Below are 15,037 nucleotides of genomic sequence, written 5' to 3' on the forward strand. Positions count from 1 at the left end.
GTGTTTTTTTATTGGAGAGAGTAGGATTGCGAGGTTGGAGTTAGCATGAGCTCCGTTCATGCCAATCCCAGCTGCTGCGGATATACTTGATACTTTGTCATGCAAACCCCAGAGCATCCGGATACATATGATACTTTGTCATGCCAATCCCAGGGACTGCGGATACACATGATCTCCTGTCATTCAAACCCCAGAGACTGCGGATACACATGATCTCCTGTCATTCAAACCCCAGGGACTCCGGATACATATGAATTCCAGTCATGCCAACCCCACAGACTCCGGATACATATGATCTCCTGTCATTCAAACCCCAGGGATTCCAGATACATATGAACTTCTGTCACGCCAACCCCAGAGCATCCGGATACATATGATCTCCGGTCATCCCAACCCCAGCCCCAGCACCTCCATCCGCCCACAAAAAAAGACCCGCATTTCTGCAGGTCTTTTGCATCATTAGTATCTGTTTTTTAACAGGTGATAGCTGATGTCCGGATAGTCGGTTACGATAGTATGCGCACCTTTTTGGATGAGTTCATCCATTTTATCCATCTTGTTAATGTTCCAGTATCCTACTGCAATGTTCAGGCTCGTTAAGTACTCGATAAAACGTCTTGTATCTAAACGAATACCGTTGTATTCTGTCGGAATCTGGAAGGTGTCCGCCGCCGGTTCATACATATGACCGAATCCTGCGCGGTGCAGGAAGTACGCACGGCTGACCTGATCGACACCCGCGCCGAGCGCAACAGTATCTTCTGCATACAGATTAAACTGCTTAATCTGTGAATCGTGGAAACTTGTTACGAGTACGCGGTCTTCAGCGCCGAGCTCGGTAATTAAACGGTAGAGCAGGCTTGGAATAAGACTGCCTGAATATGTGTCGGGGTCATCTTTAATATCGATATTGATTAGTTTGCCCGGATATTCTTCAATCAATTCGCGCAGAGTAACAATTTTTGCTTTGTCGTGTCCGCGGTAGGGGTGATTGCCTTCGACATCGGTAAAGTGATAACCGAAATCAAGGTCTTTTAAGTCATCGAGTGTTAAATTGCTGACTTTCCCTGCACCGTTTGATGTTCTGTCTACATAGGCATCGTGAAAAACGACAATTTCTTCATCTTTTGTCAGACGGATATCAATTTCGAATCCTTCCACATCGAATTCCGATGCTTTGTCAAACGCGATGCGTGTGTGTTCAGGTGCAAGTCCCATACCGCCGCGGTGTGCGAAAATGTACGGTGAACGCTGTTTGAAGTATGGTTTGATATCGCGCACTTTCGTTTCTTTCATTAACTTTGTACCTGCCCATAGGCCGAGTGTCAGACCGGTAGCAACACCGACTGCTGTTACCATTCTTTTAAAACAATTTGCCATGTTGGAAACCTCCATGAGATATTCATTTAAAAAACATATAAGATATATGTTATTATGATTCTAAAGATTTAGATAGGTGGTCAGTCAATGTTAGTTAACCGACTTGGTATATATGTTTATTTTAAACAAAATAAATTCATTCGACAATTGAAACGGCACGGACATTTAATTTATGTGAATAAATCTAAGAAATATGTCCTTTTGTATATCGATGAAGCCGATTTGGATAAGACGCTCAGAGACCTCGGCAAACTGAAGTTTGTTACCGATATCGTTTTGAGTGAATATCCGAATATCAAACGCGAATATCATACTGAAGATAAAGAAAAAGAAGATTACCGTCTTATTTAATTAAGTCATTGGCAGAATCAGATGATTTAATCTTAAAATTCCGGTTAGATACTGGTAGAACTGTTCGCGTTCATAAAACTCTTCCGGTGATTTTGTTGAAAACTCGACGATGCTCAAGTTTTTCTCCTCACACCATGACTTTATCAGCTGATACTTTTTACCCTGGCCGTCATTATAGACGATGCCGTTGTAGATAGTGTATATCGCCTGCAGGTTTTGTTCAACAGGTTTCATAACCAAGAGAAATGTCGCAGGTGTTTTGTCGTTGTTGAGAAATATTGCATGCTGAACACGTTCGTGATTATAGTCAATCAGTGCCTGCAATTCAAATATTTCGTGGTAACCTTCACCCATCGTGATGAATTTTTGCATATAATCAGCTCCTATCAATATAATATATGACCAGAGAGCCAAATGAAAGGGCAATACTTATGAGAATTATCAGCGGGAAATATAAAGCAAAGAAACTGCATACTTTAAAATCAAATGATACACGGCCTACAAGCGACAAAGTGCGCGAAAGTGTCTTCAGTATGCTTGGAGATATAGAGGGGAGCGTGCTGGACCTTTTTGGCGGCACAGGCGGGCTTGCAATCGAAGCGCTGAGCCGGGGAGCTGACAAAGCGATGATTATCGACGGTGCAGGAGATGCTATTAAAATTATTAAAGAGAATACGCGTGACCTTGATGAACCGGTGGAAATCTTCCGCAATGATTACCGCAGAGCCTTAAAAGCGATGGCGAAACGGGACAAATCATTTGATTTAATCTTTCTAGATCCGCCTTATAATAAGAAACTAATCGATAAAAGTCTCGAGCTGATATTAGAATATAAGCTTTTGAAAGAAGACGGCAGAATTGTCGCGGAGGCGGGCAAAAATGAAACTTTTGCCCATCCGGGATTTGAAATCACAAAAGAAAATGACTATGGTTCGATTAAAATATGGCTGCTTAGCAAAGAGAGAAAGTAGGGGAGCATTTTGACTAAGAATAAAATAGCGGTAGTACCGGGGAGTTTTGACCCGATTACCTACGGGCATCTGGATATTATAGAGCGTGCCTGTAAAATTTTTGACAAGGTATACGTTTCTGTTTTAAGAAATTCTTCAAAAAAGGGATTATTCTCACCTGAAGAACGCATCGAGCTGATTTCAGGAGTGACGAAGCATCTGGACAATGTTGAAGTAGTGCAGTTTGACGGACTGCTGATTGACTTCTGCCAGCAGGTCGAAGCGGATGCCATTATCAGGGGCTTACGTGCGGTCAGCGACTTCGAATACGAAATGCAGCTGACGAGTATGAACAGAAAGCTCGACAGTCAGATTGAAACGATGTATATAATGACTAACAACAACTATTCATTTATTTCATCATCGATCGTTAAAGAAGTTGCGAAATACGGCGGCAAGATTGAAGATATCGTCCCGCCGCTCATTGAAGATGCTTTAAAAGAAAAATTTAAGGAACAATAATTACCGGTGTATTGAAATCATTTTTCCGGCATCCGGTAAATGTGTTATACACTTCCGTAGCCGTTACTTCATGTGACACTAGGCTGCGGTTTTTTTTATTGACGTTCGTAATAATTTCTGCAGGACCGAGTGATTTTAAATACTGCTGTCCATTTTTAGTCATGCCGAGGATGCGGACGCTATCGGTCAGCTTGTACTGCTTCATCACTTCATCAGTAATATTCAAGAGGATGGAAATCATCAGCCTGCTGAGTCTTGTCCATGTGTAGCGTTTTGTTTTAACGGCTGATAAAAATTCAGCATAGCTGTCGGCTTTCTTTATTTTATCCTTCAGCCGGTATTCGAGCCCCTCGGTCATCATATATATCTTTTTAAGATCTTCCGGTGAACGGGTTAAAATAAGTGTTTTTAAGGTCAGGAAAAAGTCTTCATTAGAAGCGAGATGACCTTCTGTCATTTTGTCGATAAGACTTTCAGGCATAAAATTTCCCGCCTTTTCATTATTGCCGCTGAAAAGTGCGGCACGAAGACTCGTTGCGCTGGAAAATTCGGTGCTGGATAAGGCTGCGTCGCTGTATTTGTTCCCGATTCGTTTTATCGTGTCCGGTCTTATAGACGACTTTAAATCGTTAAGTGCGTTAATATAAGCGATGCCGAGCGTATCGTTCGGTGACGAAAGAAAGGTATTATGAGCAAGCGCGCTTACTGCGCGCGGGTAGCTGTACCCCTGTTTCAGCAGTTTGTGGAACTCGGGTGAATCTTCGAGCAGTTTGGATTCACGGGCAGCGCTGATTAATGAATCGATGCTGCCCGACTCGCTGCCAAAGACGAGGTCGGTCGCGCCAAGTTTCTCAGCAATGTGCACGCCGCCCCGGGCAAAATCATCGGCAGAGCTCACCGCGTTTAACAGCGGCAATTCAGCGACGAGATCCACATGTTCAAGCGCGGCCTCAGTCCGCGTAAACTTATCTGTAATTGCGATTTCGCCGCGCTGGGTAAAGTTTCCTGACATAATCGCAACAGTTACATCAGGCTTCGTGAGTTCTTTTGCTTGCTCAATATGATAAATATGCCCGTTATGAAATGGGTTGTACTCCGTAATTAATGCTAAAATTTTCATACATAAACCCCCGATAAATGTTATACTAAGTGTATCAAAATATTAGACAGATTGAAGTTATTTGTTAAGAAAAAAACTTGACACTTTTTCTTTATAACTGTACAATATCTGTTGTGCTCATAAGAGGTGGAATTATATGAAATGGTCGCTTTCACAACTAAGAAAGTCTGCCAGCGAGAAATTCACTTTTAATGAAACTGTTCAGTTAGACACATTGTATGATCGTGCGGATATACTCGCTGTAGAAGATACCAGAGTCTACGGTGATATGATTTTCGGACATCATCGAGTAGATGTTGACTTGCATATATCGGCGGTTGTTAAGATGATCGACAGCCGAAGCGGTGATACTGTTAGTCTGCCTCTCGAAATACAATCTGTCGAAGTGTTTGATGAAACACTTGAAGAAGACGAAGAAATAGATGATGACAACCTGCATCCGCTGATTCATACGCTGGATTTGGAGCCGGTAGTCAGAGAGCTGTTAATCGTCAACTTACCGACAGTTTATACAGAGAGTGACGAACTACCCGGGTCATCAGGAGCAAGTGGTTGGACAGTAATGGATGAATCGGAAGCCAGCAGCCAGAAACCGGCTGTGGATCCGAGATTACAAAAACTAGAAGCTTTAAAGCTAAGCGATGAGGAGGAAAAATAATGGCAGTACCTAAAAGAAGAACATCAAAAACACGCAAAAATAAACGTCGTTCACACATGAGACTATCACTACCAGGAATGGTAGAATGCTCTAACTGCGGTGAAACTAAATTAGCTCACCGTGTATGTAAAGAATGCGGAAGCTACAAAGGCGAAGAAGTCGTAGCTAACTAATCGTCTTATTAAAGAAAAAGCCTGAAAATCTTATTTTCTAAGATCTTCAGGCTTTTTTGTGCATGTAAAGTATACTTTTAAATACTTGATACGGGATTTCAAGGGTTTTAGAACTTCCGGGAATCCTCTGACACAAGATAAATAAAAAGCCGGGACAAAATCCGTCCCGGCTCATAACTTAAATCTTATTTTGGATACCACATCAGTGATTCGTCCGCCAGATCACGTTCAATATCGTATTCGTGTGCGCCAAATCCGTGTTTTTCAAAAAAGTCGCGGGAGTTCTGGAAACGGCTGATGGCTTTAATCGGCAGGTTAAATGATTTAGCGTATTCAATCAGCTCACTGCCGAACCCTCTGCCCTGATATCTTTCTAGCACTTCAAGTTTCCAGATAACTAAATAATCAGCGGTTTCGTTGTCGATCGGATGATCTGCATCTTCGCGGCGATACAGGCACATGCGTGCAGCCAGATCATCGCCCTGGTAAATACCGTAGAAAGGTGAATCGATATTCGCATCGATTACATTGGCTTCGAGTTCATCAATCATGTGAAGTTCCTGAGAACCGTATTCGCGGAATTTTTTAAATTCCTCTGCTGTTTTGTAGTTAATAGCTAAGTTTTTTACTTTTGACATTTGGCAACGCTCCTTTTAATACAGTATATTCATAATTGCGAAGCCGTTCAATTGTTTTATAGATAAATAACTTTTATACTTTGAATAACGATTAATTGAGGAGAACGATTTATGCATTTTGAGACTATTGATTTTTCTGAAAACCTACATAATATAACTGACAACAAGCAATTTTACGGCGGTCTGTCCTATGATGAAGAAAGTATCAAAGAAGTGCTTCAGCGCCCGGTGCACAGCCATACTGCAGAACTCGGCAGCATTATCGAAACCGATATGTCGCAGTACGGGCTGTCAAAGGCGCAGCAGCACAATATTGAACTGCTTAAAAAAGGGCATAAGGTAGTTATTGCCGGCCAGCAGGCGGGACTTTTTATGAGTCCTTCGTATATCATTCATAAAATAGTATCAATTTTAGTCGTAGTAAAAGAACTGAAAGAGAAGCACGGTTATGATGCAGTTCCCGTTTTTTGGGTTGCGGGTGAGGATCACGATTACGAGGAAGTGAACCACACACATCTGTATGACACATACCACCGCAGACGAGTTAAAGTAAATTACAAGCCGAATTTGACTGTGCCTATGAGCATTGGTTTTTATAATTACGATAAAAAAGCGATGGCTGAAGCGCTGGATAAAATCCTTCGATACATTGGTGACTCCAGCTATGCAGCAGAATTAAAAAAACAAGTGACAGCATCGATAGAACGATGTACGTCGTGGACGGAGCTGTTCCACAGCCTGGTCCACGAAACATTTAAAAACGATGGTCTTGTAATTTTCAATTCTCATCTTGAAGCCGTACGAGAACTCGAAGTGCCGATAATGCAAAATATGTTTAAGCAGCATAAAGCAATCGATGCAGCATTTAAAGAAGGACAGGAAGAATTTATACGCACTGTAAATAAAGCACCGGTTATTCAGACTGAGACAAATGTTCATCTGTTTGCTAATGCAGCATCGGCAAGAACGCTGATTACTGAAACTGAAGAAGAAAATGCCTATGTGCTCGGAGATGAGAAACTAAACAAAGATGAAATACTGAAACGTATAGAACAATCCCCAATAGAGTTTTCCAATAATGTAGTGACGAGACCCCTGATGCAGGAAATGCTGTTTAATACAGCGGTATTCCTAGGCGGCGGTGCTGAAGTAGCTTACTGGGGAGAGCTGCATAAAGTATTCGGTGTGATGGAAACTGATATGCCGATAGTGCTGAAGCGGATGGAGTTCATACATGTCGATGACAGAATCAGTAAGCTGCTCGAAAGGTATGAACTGACACTGGACAGCAGCATCACAGACCAGATTCAGGCGCGTAAAGAAACGCTTATTAAAACGCATACCAACGATCAGGTGCTTGACGAGATCGAACGTGTTAAATCTTCTCTCGAAGAGTCATTTAAACCGCTTTACGAATACGCGGATGAATATTTTACAAGCGGGATAATCGACGGCAACAAAAAGCGCCATCTGAATGAACTCGAGTATTTAAAGAAGCGTTATTCAGTTGATATCAAACGCAGTTTAAGAACAGAGCTGAATAATCTGGATGAATTGAGCGAAAAACTGATGCCGAATGGGGCGCTGCAGGAAAGACTGTATCATCCGTGGCAGTATCCGGCCTGTAATTGGGATTATTCCCCACTCAGCTACACAGATAAATTGACGATTATAAAAAGTTAATCATGCTGTATACCATGCGATTTCTTCATTTGAAGAAATCGTTTTTTTTATTTGATAAAATAATCGGCAATCTTTTTTATAATTTGTGGAGGAAAGTGGGGAGATGTGGTAAATTAAATATATGCGGGGTGAGAATATGTTCATGGGTGAATATAAACATAATTTGGATACGAAAGGCCGTATTATTATGCCGAGTAAATTCAGAGAATTACTCGATGGACAATTCGTTATTACCCGCGGGCTCGACCGCTGTTTATTTGCGTATACAGAGGAAGAATGGAGCCGCATTGAAGAAAAACTCAAAACGCTGCCGCTGACGAAAAAAGATGCGCGTAAATTTACGAGATTATTTTTCTCGGGCGCAGCAGCCGTGGAAATCGATAAGCAGGGACGTATCAATATTCCGCAAAATCTGCGTGAATATGCCGGACTGACAAAAGATTGTACAGTCATCGGTGTCTCGAGCAGAATCGAAATCTGGGATTCGGCAGCATGGGAAGATTTTTACACTGAATCTGAAGATAACTTTGAAGATATAGCAGAAGATTTAATTGATTTTGACCTTTAGGATGTGACAAATTGTTCAACCACACTTCAGTTTTACTAAAAGAAACAGTCGACGGCTTAAATATTAAACCGGACGGCATATACGTCGATGCAACACTCGGCGGCGGCGGACATACTTCATATTTATTGTCACAGCTTGACTCGGGACATGTATACGCGTTTGATCAGGATATGACAGCGATAAATAATGCCCGGAAAAAATTTAAAAACAGCAGCAATATAACTTTAATTCATACAAATTTTGAAAATATAACAGAAGCACTTAACGAACAGGGTGTGACGGGTGTCGATGGTATTCTTTACGACCTCGGTGTTTCAAGTCCGCAGCTCGATGTAACAGAGCGGGGATTCAGTCACTCCAAAACAGCGAGACTTGACATGAGAATGGATCAGACACAGCTGCTTGATGCTTATGAGATTGTTAATGAATATCCATACGAAGCTCTGGTCAGTATTTTTTTCAGGTACGGAGAAGAAAAGTTCTCGAAAAAAATTGCCAGAGAAATCGAGCGTTTAAGAGAAATAGAACCAATTGAAACGACGACGGAACTCGCGGAAATTATTAAATCACAAATACCTCAGAAGTTCAGAAGAACAGGCGGGCATCCTGCAAAGCGTATTTTCCAGGCGCTGCGCATTGCAGTCAACGATGAACTCGGTGTCTTCGAACGTTCACTGGAACAGGCGATTGATCTTTTGAACAAAGACGGGCGTGTATCGGTAATTACCTTCCATTCTTTAGAAGACAGAATCTGCAAACAAATGTTTGTAGAGTACGAAAAAGGACCGGAGCTGCCAAAGAACATGCCTATTATTCCCGAGGGATATGAACCTGTCTTAAAAAGAGTTAACCGTAAACCGATTATCGCTGAAGGTGACGATCTTGAAGCCAACCCGCGTGCGCGCAGTGCGAAACTTCGAATTGCTGAGAAACAAGTATAGGAAGTGTTGACATGGTAGTAGAAAGATATACTGAGGTAAATCCTGCAAAAAAAGTATACAGAAAACCTGACAGTCAGCCGAAAACCCGGAAAAAAGGAAAGATTGTCGGGATTAAACGTACGGAAATGGCTATTTACATAACACTTGCTGTTCTGATTGCTGCAGTTTCCATATATGTATTATCTTTAAAAATGGAAGCCTATAATTACCAGAATGAGAAGTCATCAATTGAACAGACAATCGCAGTTAAAAACGGTGAAATCAGTGAGTTGAATACTGAGGTCACTTACCTTGCTTCTTACGATCGCATATATGAAAAAGCTCAGGAACTGGGCCTGGATCTGAATAATAGCAATGTAAAGGTTGTAGAAAAGTATGGGGAAGATTAGACGGAAGATCAGTCTTAAAAATAGCAAGCTAACAATCGGCGCACTCCTGATATATTTCGGTATAGGAGTGCTTTTTCTTTTGATTATCGGTCAATTTATTAAATTGATGGTATTTCAAACGATAGACGACGAAGATTTAATCGCGAGAGGACAGGATAAATATGCTGTCAGTGCGGTAAATGAACCGGAACGCGGTGAAATCGTCGACCGTGAAGGCAATATACTTGCAGCAGATATGGAGGCATACCGGATTGCGATAATTACCGATGAGAATTATCCGAATCACGTGAGCAACCCGGAAGAAACAGCTGCTCTGCTCGCTGAAGTTGTCGACATGAAGAAAGAAGACATACAAAAAGAAATCGAAGAGAATATTAAAAAAGGCCAGTTTCAGATGGAGCTAGGACAGGCCGGCCGGAATATTTCCTATAATGATAAGAAATTCCTCGAGGAATCCGAAGCGACAGGAATCTCTTTTGTGCCAGAAACGAGACGCTTTTATCCGAATGGCCAGTTTGCCTCTCATTTAATCGGCTTTGCAGAATTAAATGATGACATCGGCGCCCTGGACGGCCAGCTTGGTTTTGAACGTATTTATAACGACCTCCTTAAAGGGGAGCCGGGCAGCGTTGATTATTCTCAGGACGTATGGGGCTATATCGTGCCGAATTCAGATAATGTCAAACCTCCGGTAGACGGTCATGATGTGAAGCTGACTATCGATTCGAATATTCAACTCTATCTGGAAGATACTTTAAACGATATGGAAGACCACTTTGAACCGGAAGAATTAATTGCGGTCGTTGCAGATGCAAATACAGGAGAGATTCTCGCGAGCGGCCAGCGCCCGTCCTTCAATCCTGAAACGCGGGAAGGTTTCGGCAACAGCTGGCTGAATATGCTTTATGAATATTCATTTGAACCGGGCTCCACATTTAAAGTGTTTGGACTAGCGGCCGCTATCGAAGAAGGAGTTTACGATCCGGATGCAGTTTACACTTCGGGATCGATGGATGTAATGGATTCAACAATTTACGACTGGGAAACCGAAGGCTGGGGCGACATTACCTATAACGAAGGAATGCAGTATTCATCAAACGTTCTGATGATGATCCTGCAGGATAAAGTCGGGTCCGACAAGATGCTCGACTACTATGAAAAATTCGGATTCGGTCAGTCGACCGGTTCTGAATTTCCAACAGAAACAACCGGGCAGATTGCCTGGGGTGATGAACTTCAGCAGAAAACCACCTCTTTCGGGCAAACGTCTACAGTAACGCCGATTCAGCTGATTCAGGGAATGACTGCGCTATTGAACGAAGGGGAGATGAAGAAACCTTACGTCGTTGATGAGATTACCGATGATGCCGGCGAAGTTGTCTACGACGGCAAGGAAGAAACTGTCAGACAGGTTATATCTCCGGAGGCAGCAGAAAAAACTGTAGCAGAAATGAATACGCTGATCGACGGTTCGCTGGACCATAATCCGCAATATAAATCCGATGAATATGAAGTTACCGGAAAATCGGGTACTGCTCAGATCTATGATCCGGAGACGGGCGGCTACATGGACGGAGAATATCAGTTTTTCACTTCGTTTTTAGGCTATGCTCCAAAAGACGATCCGGAAGTGATTGTCTATTACGGTATAAAACTTGCCAGTGAAAACAAAAGTGAAACATGGGATAACGGCGTTGCCAGGGGCTTTAATCCCCTGATGGAACGTACGCTGAAATATCTTGAAGTTTCTGAAGCGGATGTATCCGGCGATCACGATGTCATAGAAATCGGAGATTACAGAGGACAGGAAATAGATGCTTTAACTGATGAATTAAATGATACAATTGATGTAAAAATAGTCGGGAACGGTACAGAGATTACCGATCATTTCCCTCAGGATGACACTTTGCTGCCTTACGATTCCCTGTTTGTGAAAACAGACGGCGAGCCGACCCTGCCGGACTTCAAAGGGCTTTCGAAACGGGAAGCACTGATGCTCGCTGACTTTATAGGTATTAATATAACAGTCGAAGGCGAAGGCTACGTAAATGGCCAGTCACAGAATGCGGGCACGGCAGTAACAGAAGATACTGCTGTCGAAATCACTTTATCGTCAAATGACCCGAACGACTAGGAGGAGCTATGAACTATATATTTTTCGCAGCCGCACTTGTGCTGACTGCAATACTGGTACCAATTTTAATACCTTTACTGAAGCGCATGAAATTTGGGCAGACTATCAGGCAGGAAGGTCCTGAAAGCCATTTAATTAAAACAGGAACCCCGACGATGGGCGGTTTGTCTTTTATTTCTGTAACGATTGTACTGTCGATTATCGGTCTGTTTTTTGCCGATGATATTTATAAGCTGCTGGTGCTGATTATTGTCACACTAGGTTTTGCATTAATCGGATTTATCGATGATTATATTATCGTCGTTAAAAAGGATAACGCAGGCTTGTCATCAAAACAGAAGTTTCTTGCACAAATTTTAGTTGCGGTCATAATCTTTATTATAATGAGGAACTGGATTCCGGATATCGATGCCGGCATTCAGATTCCGGGAACCGATTTGTTTATCCCGCTCGGCATATTTTTTGTCGTCTGGATTGTTTTTTGGCTCGTCGGATTTTCTAACGCAGTGAATTTAACGGACGGCCTTGACGGCTTGTCGACAGGAACGTCAATTATCGCATTTGGTTCATTTCTTGTAATCAGCCTGTTAACAGGGGAAATGGAAGTTGCACTGTTTCTGTTTATTTTAACCGGTTCGCTGATTGGATTTTTAATATTTAATAAATACCCTGCCAAACTGTTTATGGGCGATACAGGATCACTTGCACTCGGCGGTATTATTGCGACAGTGTCACTGCTCTTAAACAGCAGTCTCCTGCTGCTCATTATTGGAATCGTCTTTGTTATTGAAACAGCAAGCGTTATGATGCAGGTTGCATCGTATAAAACGACTGGCAGAAGAATCTTTAAAATGACGCCGATTCATCATCATTTTGAACTGTCAGGATGGAATGAATGGAAAATTGTTATTGTCTTCTGGTCGGTTGGACTGCTGGCAGGCATAGCCGGTGTACTATTGGGAGTGATGTAGAATGAAACCATTCAGCGGCTACGAAAATAAAAATATCATCGTACTCGGATATGGAAGAAGCGGAAAAAGTGCTGTAAATGCACTGGTCAGTTTAGGTGCGAATGTGACACTGACGACTAATGAAGTTTTTTCAGATGAAGAAGCGGAACAGAAATACAAAGCATGGGGTGTTGAGATTGTCGACGGACACCATCCGGTTAATCTTTTAAACGATGCAGATTTAATCGTTAAGAACCCGGGGATTCCGTACAGCATTCCTTTTTTAAAAGAAGCAGCAGAAAGAAAAATACCGATTGTTACAGACGTTGAGATTGCGCATCATCTGAGTGAAGCGCCGATATATGCACTGACCGGCACGAACGGCAAAACAACATGTACGCATCTGCTCGGGGAAATGCTGGAACATGGCGGCAGCAGCCCTATCTTATGCGGTAATATCGGCTATCCTGCTTCAGCTGCTGCAATGGAAGCAACAAGAGATGACACCTTGCTGATGGAATTATCTTCATTCCAGCTGATGGGCATTGAGGAATTTAGACCGGATATTGCAGTCATTACAAATATTTACGAAGCGCATTTGGATTATCACGGTACAGTTGAAGAATATGTTCATGCCAAACTGGAAATATTTAAAAATATGACGGCTGATGATTTATTAATCTTTAATAAAAAACAGGCGCATCTGCTGGAAAACCGGGATATTAAATGCCGCGTTCAGTACTTTGATACGGAGTCAGAAGCTGATGCCTATGCAGCAGATGGAAATTTAATCGTACATGGTGAAGTGGTAATGCAAGTTCAGGATGCCGTACTTAAAGGTGAGCATAACATCGAGAACATACTTGCGACACTCCTTGCCGCAGCCGCGCACGGTGTAAATAAGGATGCAATTAAGAAGACGCTTGCTACATTCAGCGGTATTTCCCACAGACTCGAACGTCTCGGTGCAATCGATGATGTGATATATTACAACGATTCAAAAGCGACGAATAATCTGGCAACATCATTTGCCCTGAAAAGTTTTGATACGCCGGTTATCTGGCTTGCAGGCGGCCTCGACCGGGGACAGTCGCTTGATGAACTGATGCAGTATGCAGGACATGTTAAGCGGATTGTTACTTTTGGAGAGACAGCGCCGAAATTCGAAGCACTTGCAGAGAAATTGAATATTCCTGCAGAGCTGACTGAAAATCCGTACACAGGCGTAGAGCTTACCCGGTATTATGCAGAACCGGGAGATACAGTGTTATTTTCTCCAGCGTGCGCGAGCTGGGATCAATATAAAGATTACGAGCGGCGCGGAGACCATTTTAAAGAAGGATTCGCAAAACTCAGCTAAAGAGAACAGGAGGTATAGCCGATGAGTAAAGAAGATGATAATAATATCAATAACATTAAAGAAAAATTGAAAAAAAAGCGTCAGGATACTGACTATGTCGGCTATACTGCAAAAAAACCTGAGAAAGAGAAAACTGAAAGCAATTTTGAAAAGCCGCCGGCCAGTAAAAAAGTTTCGAAAAAAGCAGAGACTGAAGATGATGAACTATCTTTAAAAATAGAACACTATAAGGATTTTGAAGAAAAAAGCACCGCTGTTAAAAATAAAAAAACGCCCGGAAAGAACAGAAAACAAAACGTGAAATCTGCCGGAAATAAAAAAAGCGGCGGTAAAAAATCAGCAGACAGCAGTACCAAAAAGAAAAAGAGTAAAGGCCAGAAGACGAAAAAACCTAGAGAGAAATTTAAATTTAAACGGGTTCATCTGTATATCGGCATCGTTATCTTTTTAGTGCTGCTGCTCGGCGTTCTGCTGTGGTATGTCTTTTCCAGTGCGAGTGACGTCAAGGAAATTAACTTTGAAGGAAACAGTCTGGTTACTGAAACGGAACTTGAAGAGCGTATCGGTTTTAGTACAGGGGATAAGATGTTCAGTATTTCTGCCGGCAAAGCTGAGGACAATGTTGAATTGCTCCCGGTAATTGAGGAAGTATCTGTAGAGCGGGACTGGCCGAATAATGTTACAGTTAATGTTAATGAATATAAAGCTATTGCTTACATTAATAGTGAAGATCTTTATTTTCCTGTACTTGAAAACAGTAGAATCCAGCGCGGTTATCCGTCGGCTCCCCGCAATGCACCGATTATCTATAATTTTGAAGGCGAGGAATTCGATGCGCTTGTTGCAGCGCTGAATGAAATTGAAGTGGATATACTGGAAAGTATATCGGAAATCTATTTCCGCCCGACAGATAATTCGATGCGCCGCATTCACGTCTTTATGAATGACGGCCAGGAAATAGTTGCTGATTATGAAACTTTCAGCGAAAAAATGAATTATTACATCGGTATCCGTCAGGAAATCGGTGACGAAACCGGCGGGATAATTGATATGGAAGTCGGCACCAGCTACCTTCCGTACGACAGCGCAGATGCACGTGAAATTAAAGACAATATTTATAATGAACCATCCCAGGTGGGTTATATTGAAGATATCAATGAAGCTCTGGACGGTGTAAGGTCGGCACTTGGCGAAATCGACAATGCCGCCGAAGAATAAAG

At 42.2% G+C, this 15,037-nt stretch carries 17 protein-coding genes; 13 read left to right on the top strand and 4 right to left on the bottom strand.

What is annotated here, in order from left to right:
* Positions 1 to 459 precede the first annotated feature (459 nt).
* Positions 460 to 1,380 (bottom strand): glycerophosphodiester phosphodiesterase, encoded by a 921-nt coding sequence (locus MHH58_RS04355; RefSeq protein WP_341345130.1) that lies wholly within the window; start codon positions 1,378 to 1,380, stop codon positions 460 to 462.
* A gap of 87 nt (positions 1,381 to 1,467) precedes the next feature.
* Between MHH58_RS04355 and MHH58_RS04360 the strand changes: the two genes are divergently transcribed.
* Positions 1,468 to 1,731: a YlbG family protein gene (locus MHH58_RS04360; RefSeq protein ID WP_135095777.1), complete on the top strand. Its 264-nt coding sequence runs from the start codon at positions 1,468 to 1,470 to the stop codon at positions 1,729 to 1,731.
* On the opposite strand, the gene MHH58_RS04365 is transcribed toward MHH58_RS04360, so the two are convergent.
* On the bottom strand, positions 1,732 to 2,103 hold the full coding sequence (locus tag MHH58_RS04365; protein ID WP_341345131.1) for a DUF7147 family protein: 372 nt from the start codon (positions 2,101 to 2,103) through the stop codon (positions 1,732 to 1,734).
* Between the two features lie 26 nt (positions 2,104 to 2,129).
* Here MHH58_RS04365 and rsmD point away from each other — a divergent pair, with 26 nt between their 5' ends.
* Both rsmD and coaD read left to right on the top strand, forming a co-directional pair.
* Positions 2,130 to 2,702 carry a 16S rRNA (guanine(966)-N(2))-methyltransferase RsmD gene (gene rsmD / locus MHH58_RS04370; protein ID WP_341345132.1) on the top strand — a complete coding sequence of 191 codons (573 nt, stop codon included), beginning with the start codon at positions 2,130 to 2,132 and terminating at the stop codon, positions 2,700 to 2,702.
* A gap of 9 nt (positions 2,703 to 2,711) precedes the next feature.
* Positions 2,712 to 3,203 (top strand): pantetheine-phosphate adenylyltransferase, encoded by a 492-nt coding sequence (coaD, locus tag MHH58_RS04375; protein WP_135095773.1) that lies wholly within the window; start codon positions 2,712 to 2,714, stop codon positions 3,201 to 3,203.
* Here coaD and MHH58_RS04380 read toward each other — a convergent pair.
* Entirely contained in the window at positions 3,190 to 4,323 is a 1,134-nt protein-coding gene (locus MHH58_RS04380) for a nucleotidyltransferase (protein WP_341345133.1), read from the bottom strand. The two genes, coaD and MHH58_RS04380, sit on opposite strands and share 14 nt — an antisense overlap.
* Positions 4,324 to 4,459: 136 nt before the next feature.
* Between MHH58_RS04380 and MHH58_RS04385 the strand changes: the two genes are divergently transcribed.
* Together MHH58_RS04385 and rpmF are read left to right on the top strand one after the other, a co-directional pair.
* Positions 4,460 to 4,981, top strand: coding sequence for a YceD family protein (locus MHH58_RS04385; RefSeq protein ID WP_135095768.1), 522 nt, complete (start codon positions 4,460 to 4,462; stop codon positions 4,979 to 4,981).
* Positions 4,981 to 5,154 carry a 50S ribosomal protein L32 gene (gene rpmF / locus MHH58_RS04390; protein WP_035807975.1) on the top strand — a complete coding sequence of 58 codons (174 nt, stop codon included), beginning with the start codon at positions 4,981 to 4,983 and terminating at the stop codon, positions 5,152 to 5,154. The genes MHH58_RS04385 and rpmF overlap by 1 nt, the downstream gene beginning before the upstream one ends.
* Positions 5,155 to 5,339: 185 nt before the next feature.
* Here the strand turns inward: rpmF and MHH58_RS04395 are convergent, their stop codons facing one another.
* A complete protein-coding gene (locus tag MHH58_RS04395; protein ID WP_115885715.1) occupies positions 5,340 to 5,792 on the bottom strand; it encodes an N-acetyltransferase in 453 nt (150 codons plus the stop codon).
* A gap of 111 nt (positions 5,793 to 5,903) precedes the next feature.
* Here MHH58_RS04395 and bshC point away from each other — a divergent pair, with 111 nt between their 5' ends.
* From bshC to MHH58_RS04435, 8 genes are all read left to right on the top strand, one after another.
* Complete coding sequence (gene bshC / locus MHH58_RS04400) at positions 5,904 to 7,475, top strand: bacillithiol biosynthesis cysteine-adding enzyme BshC (RefSeq protein WP_341345134.1); 1,572 nt, start codon at positions 5,904 to 5,906, stop codon at positions 7,473 to 7,475.
* Positions 7,476 to 7,611: 136 nt separating this feature from the next.
* Positions 7,612 to 8,043: a division/cell wall cluster transcriptional repressor MraZ gene (mraZ, locus tag MHH58_RS04405; RefSeq protein ID WP_115885817.1), complete on the top strand. Its 432-nt coding sequence runs from the start codon at positions 7,612 to 7,614 to the stop codon at positions 8,041 to 8,043.
* A gap of 11 nt (positions 8,044 to 8,054) precedes the next feature.
* Positions 8,055 to 8,984, top strand: coding sequence for a 16S rRNA (cytosine(1402)-N(4))-methyltransferase RsmH (rsmH, locus tag MHH58_RS04410; protein ID WP_341345135.1), 930 nt, complete (start codon positions 8,055 to 8,057; stop codon positions 8,982 to 8,984).
* Positions 8,985 to 8,995: 11 nt separating this feature from the next.
* On the top strand, positions 8,996 to 9,373 hold the full coding sequence (gene ftsL / locus MHH58_RS04415; protein ID WP_115885718.1) for a cell division protein FtsL: 378 nt from the start codon (positions 8,996 to 8,998) through the stop codon (positions 9,371 to 9,373).
* Entirely contained in the window at positions 9,360 to 11,507 is a 2,148-nt protein-coding gene (locus tag MHH58_RS04420; RefSeq protein WP_135095758.1) for a penicillin-binding transpeptidase domain-containing protein, read from the top strand. The genes ftsL and MHH58_RS04420 overlap by 14 nt, the downstream gene beginning before the upstream one ends.
* 8 nt (positions 11,508 to 11,515) lie before the next feature.
* Positions 11,516 to 12,478: a phospho-N-acetylmuramoyl-pentapeptide-transferase gene (gene mraY / locus MHH58_RS04425; RefSeq protein WP_135095756.1), complete on the top strand. Its 963-nt coding sequence runs from the start codon at positions 11,516 to 11,518 to the stop codon at positions 12,476 to 12,478.
* Position 12,479: 1 nt separating this feature from the next.
* The gene (murD, locus tag MHH58_RS04430) at positions 12,480 to 13,817 is read left to right on the top strand and encodes a UDP-N-acetylmuramoyl-L-alanine--D-glutamate ligase (protein ID WP_341345136.1); all 1,338 of its coding nucleotides are present in this window, start codon (positions 12,480 to 12,482) and stop codon (positions 13,815 to 13,817) included.
* 21 nt (positions 13,818 to 13,838) lie between these two features.
* On the top strand, positions 13,839 to 15,035 hold the full coding sequence (locus tag MHH58_RS04435) for a cell division protein FtsQ/DivIB (RefSeq protein ID WP_341345137.1): 1,197 nt from the start codon (positions 13,839 to 13,841) through the stop codon (positions 15,033 to 15,035).
* Positions 15,036 to 15,037 lie beyond the last annotated feature (2 nt).

The organism is Jeotgalicoccus sp. FSL K6-3177, assembly GCF_038050175.1.
GTDB lineage: Bacteria > Bacillota > Bacilli > Staphylococcales > Salinicoccaceae > Jeotgalicoccus > Jeotgalicoccus nanhaiensis.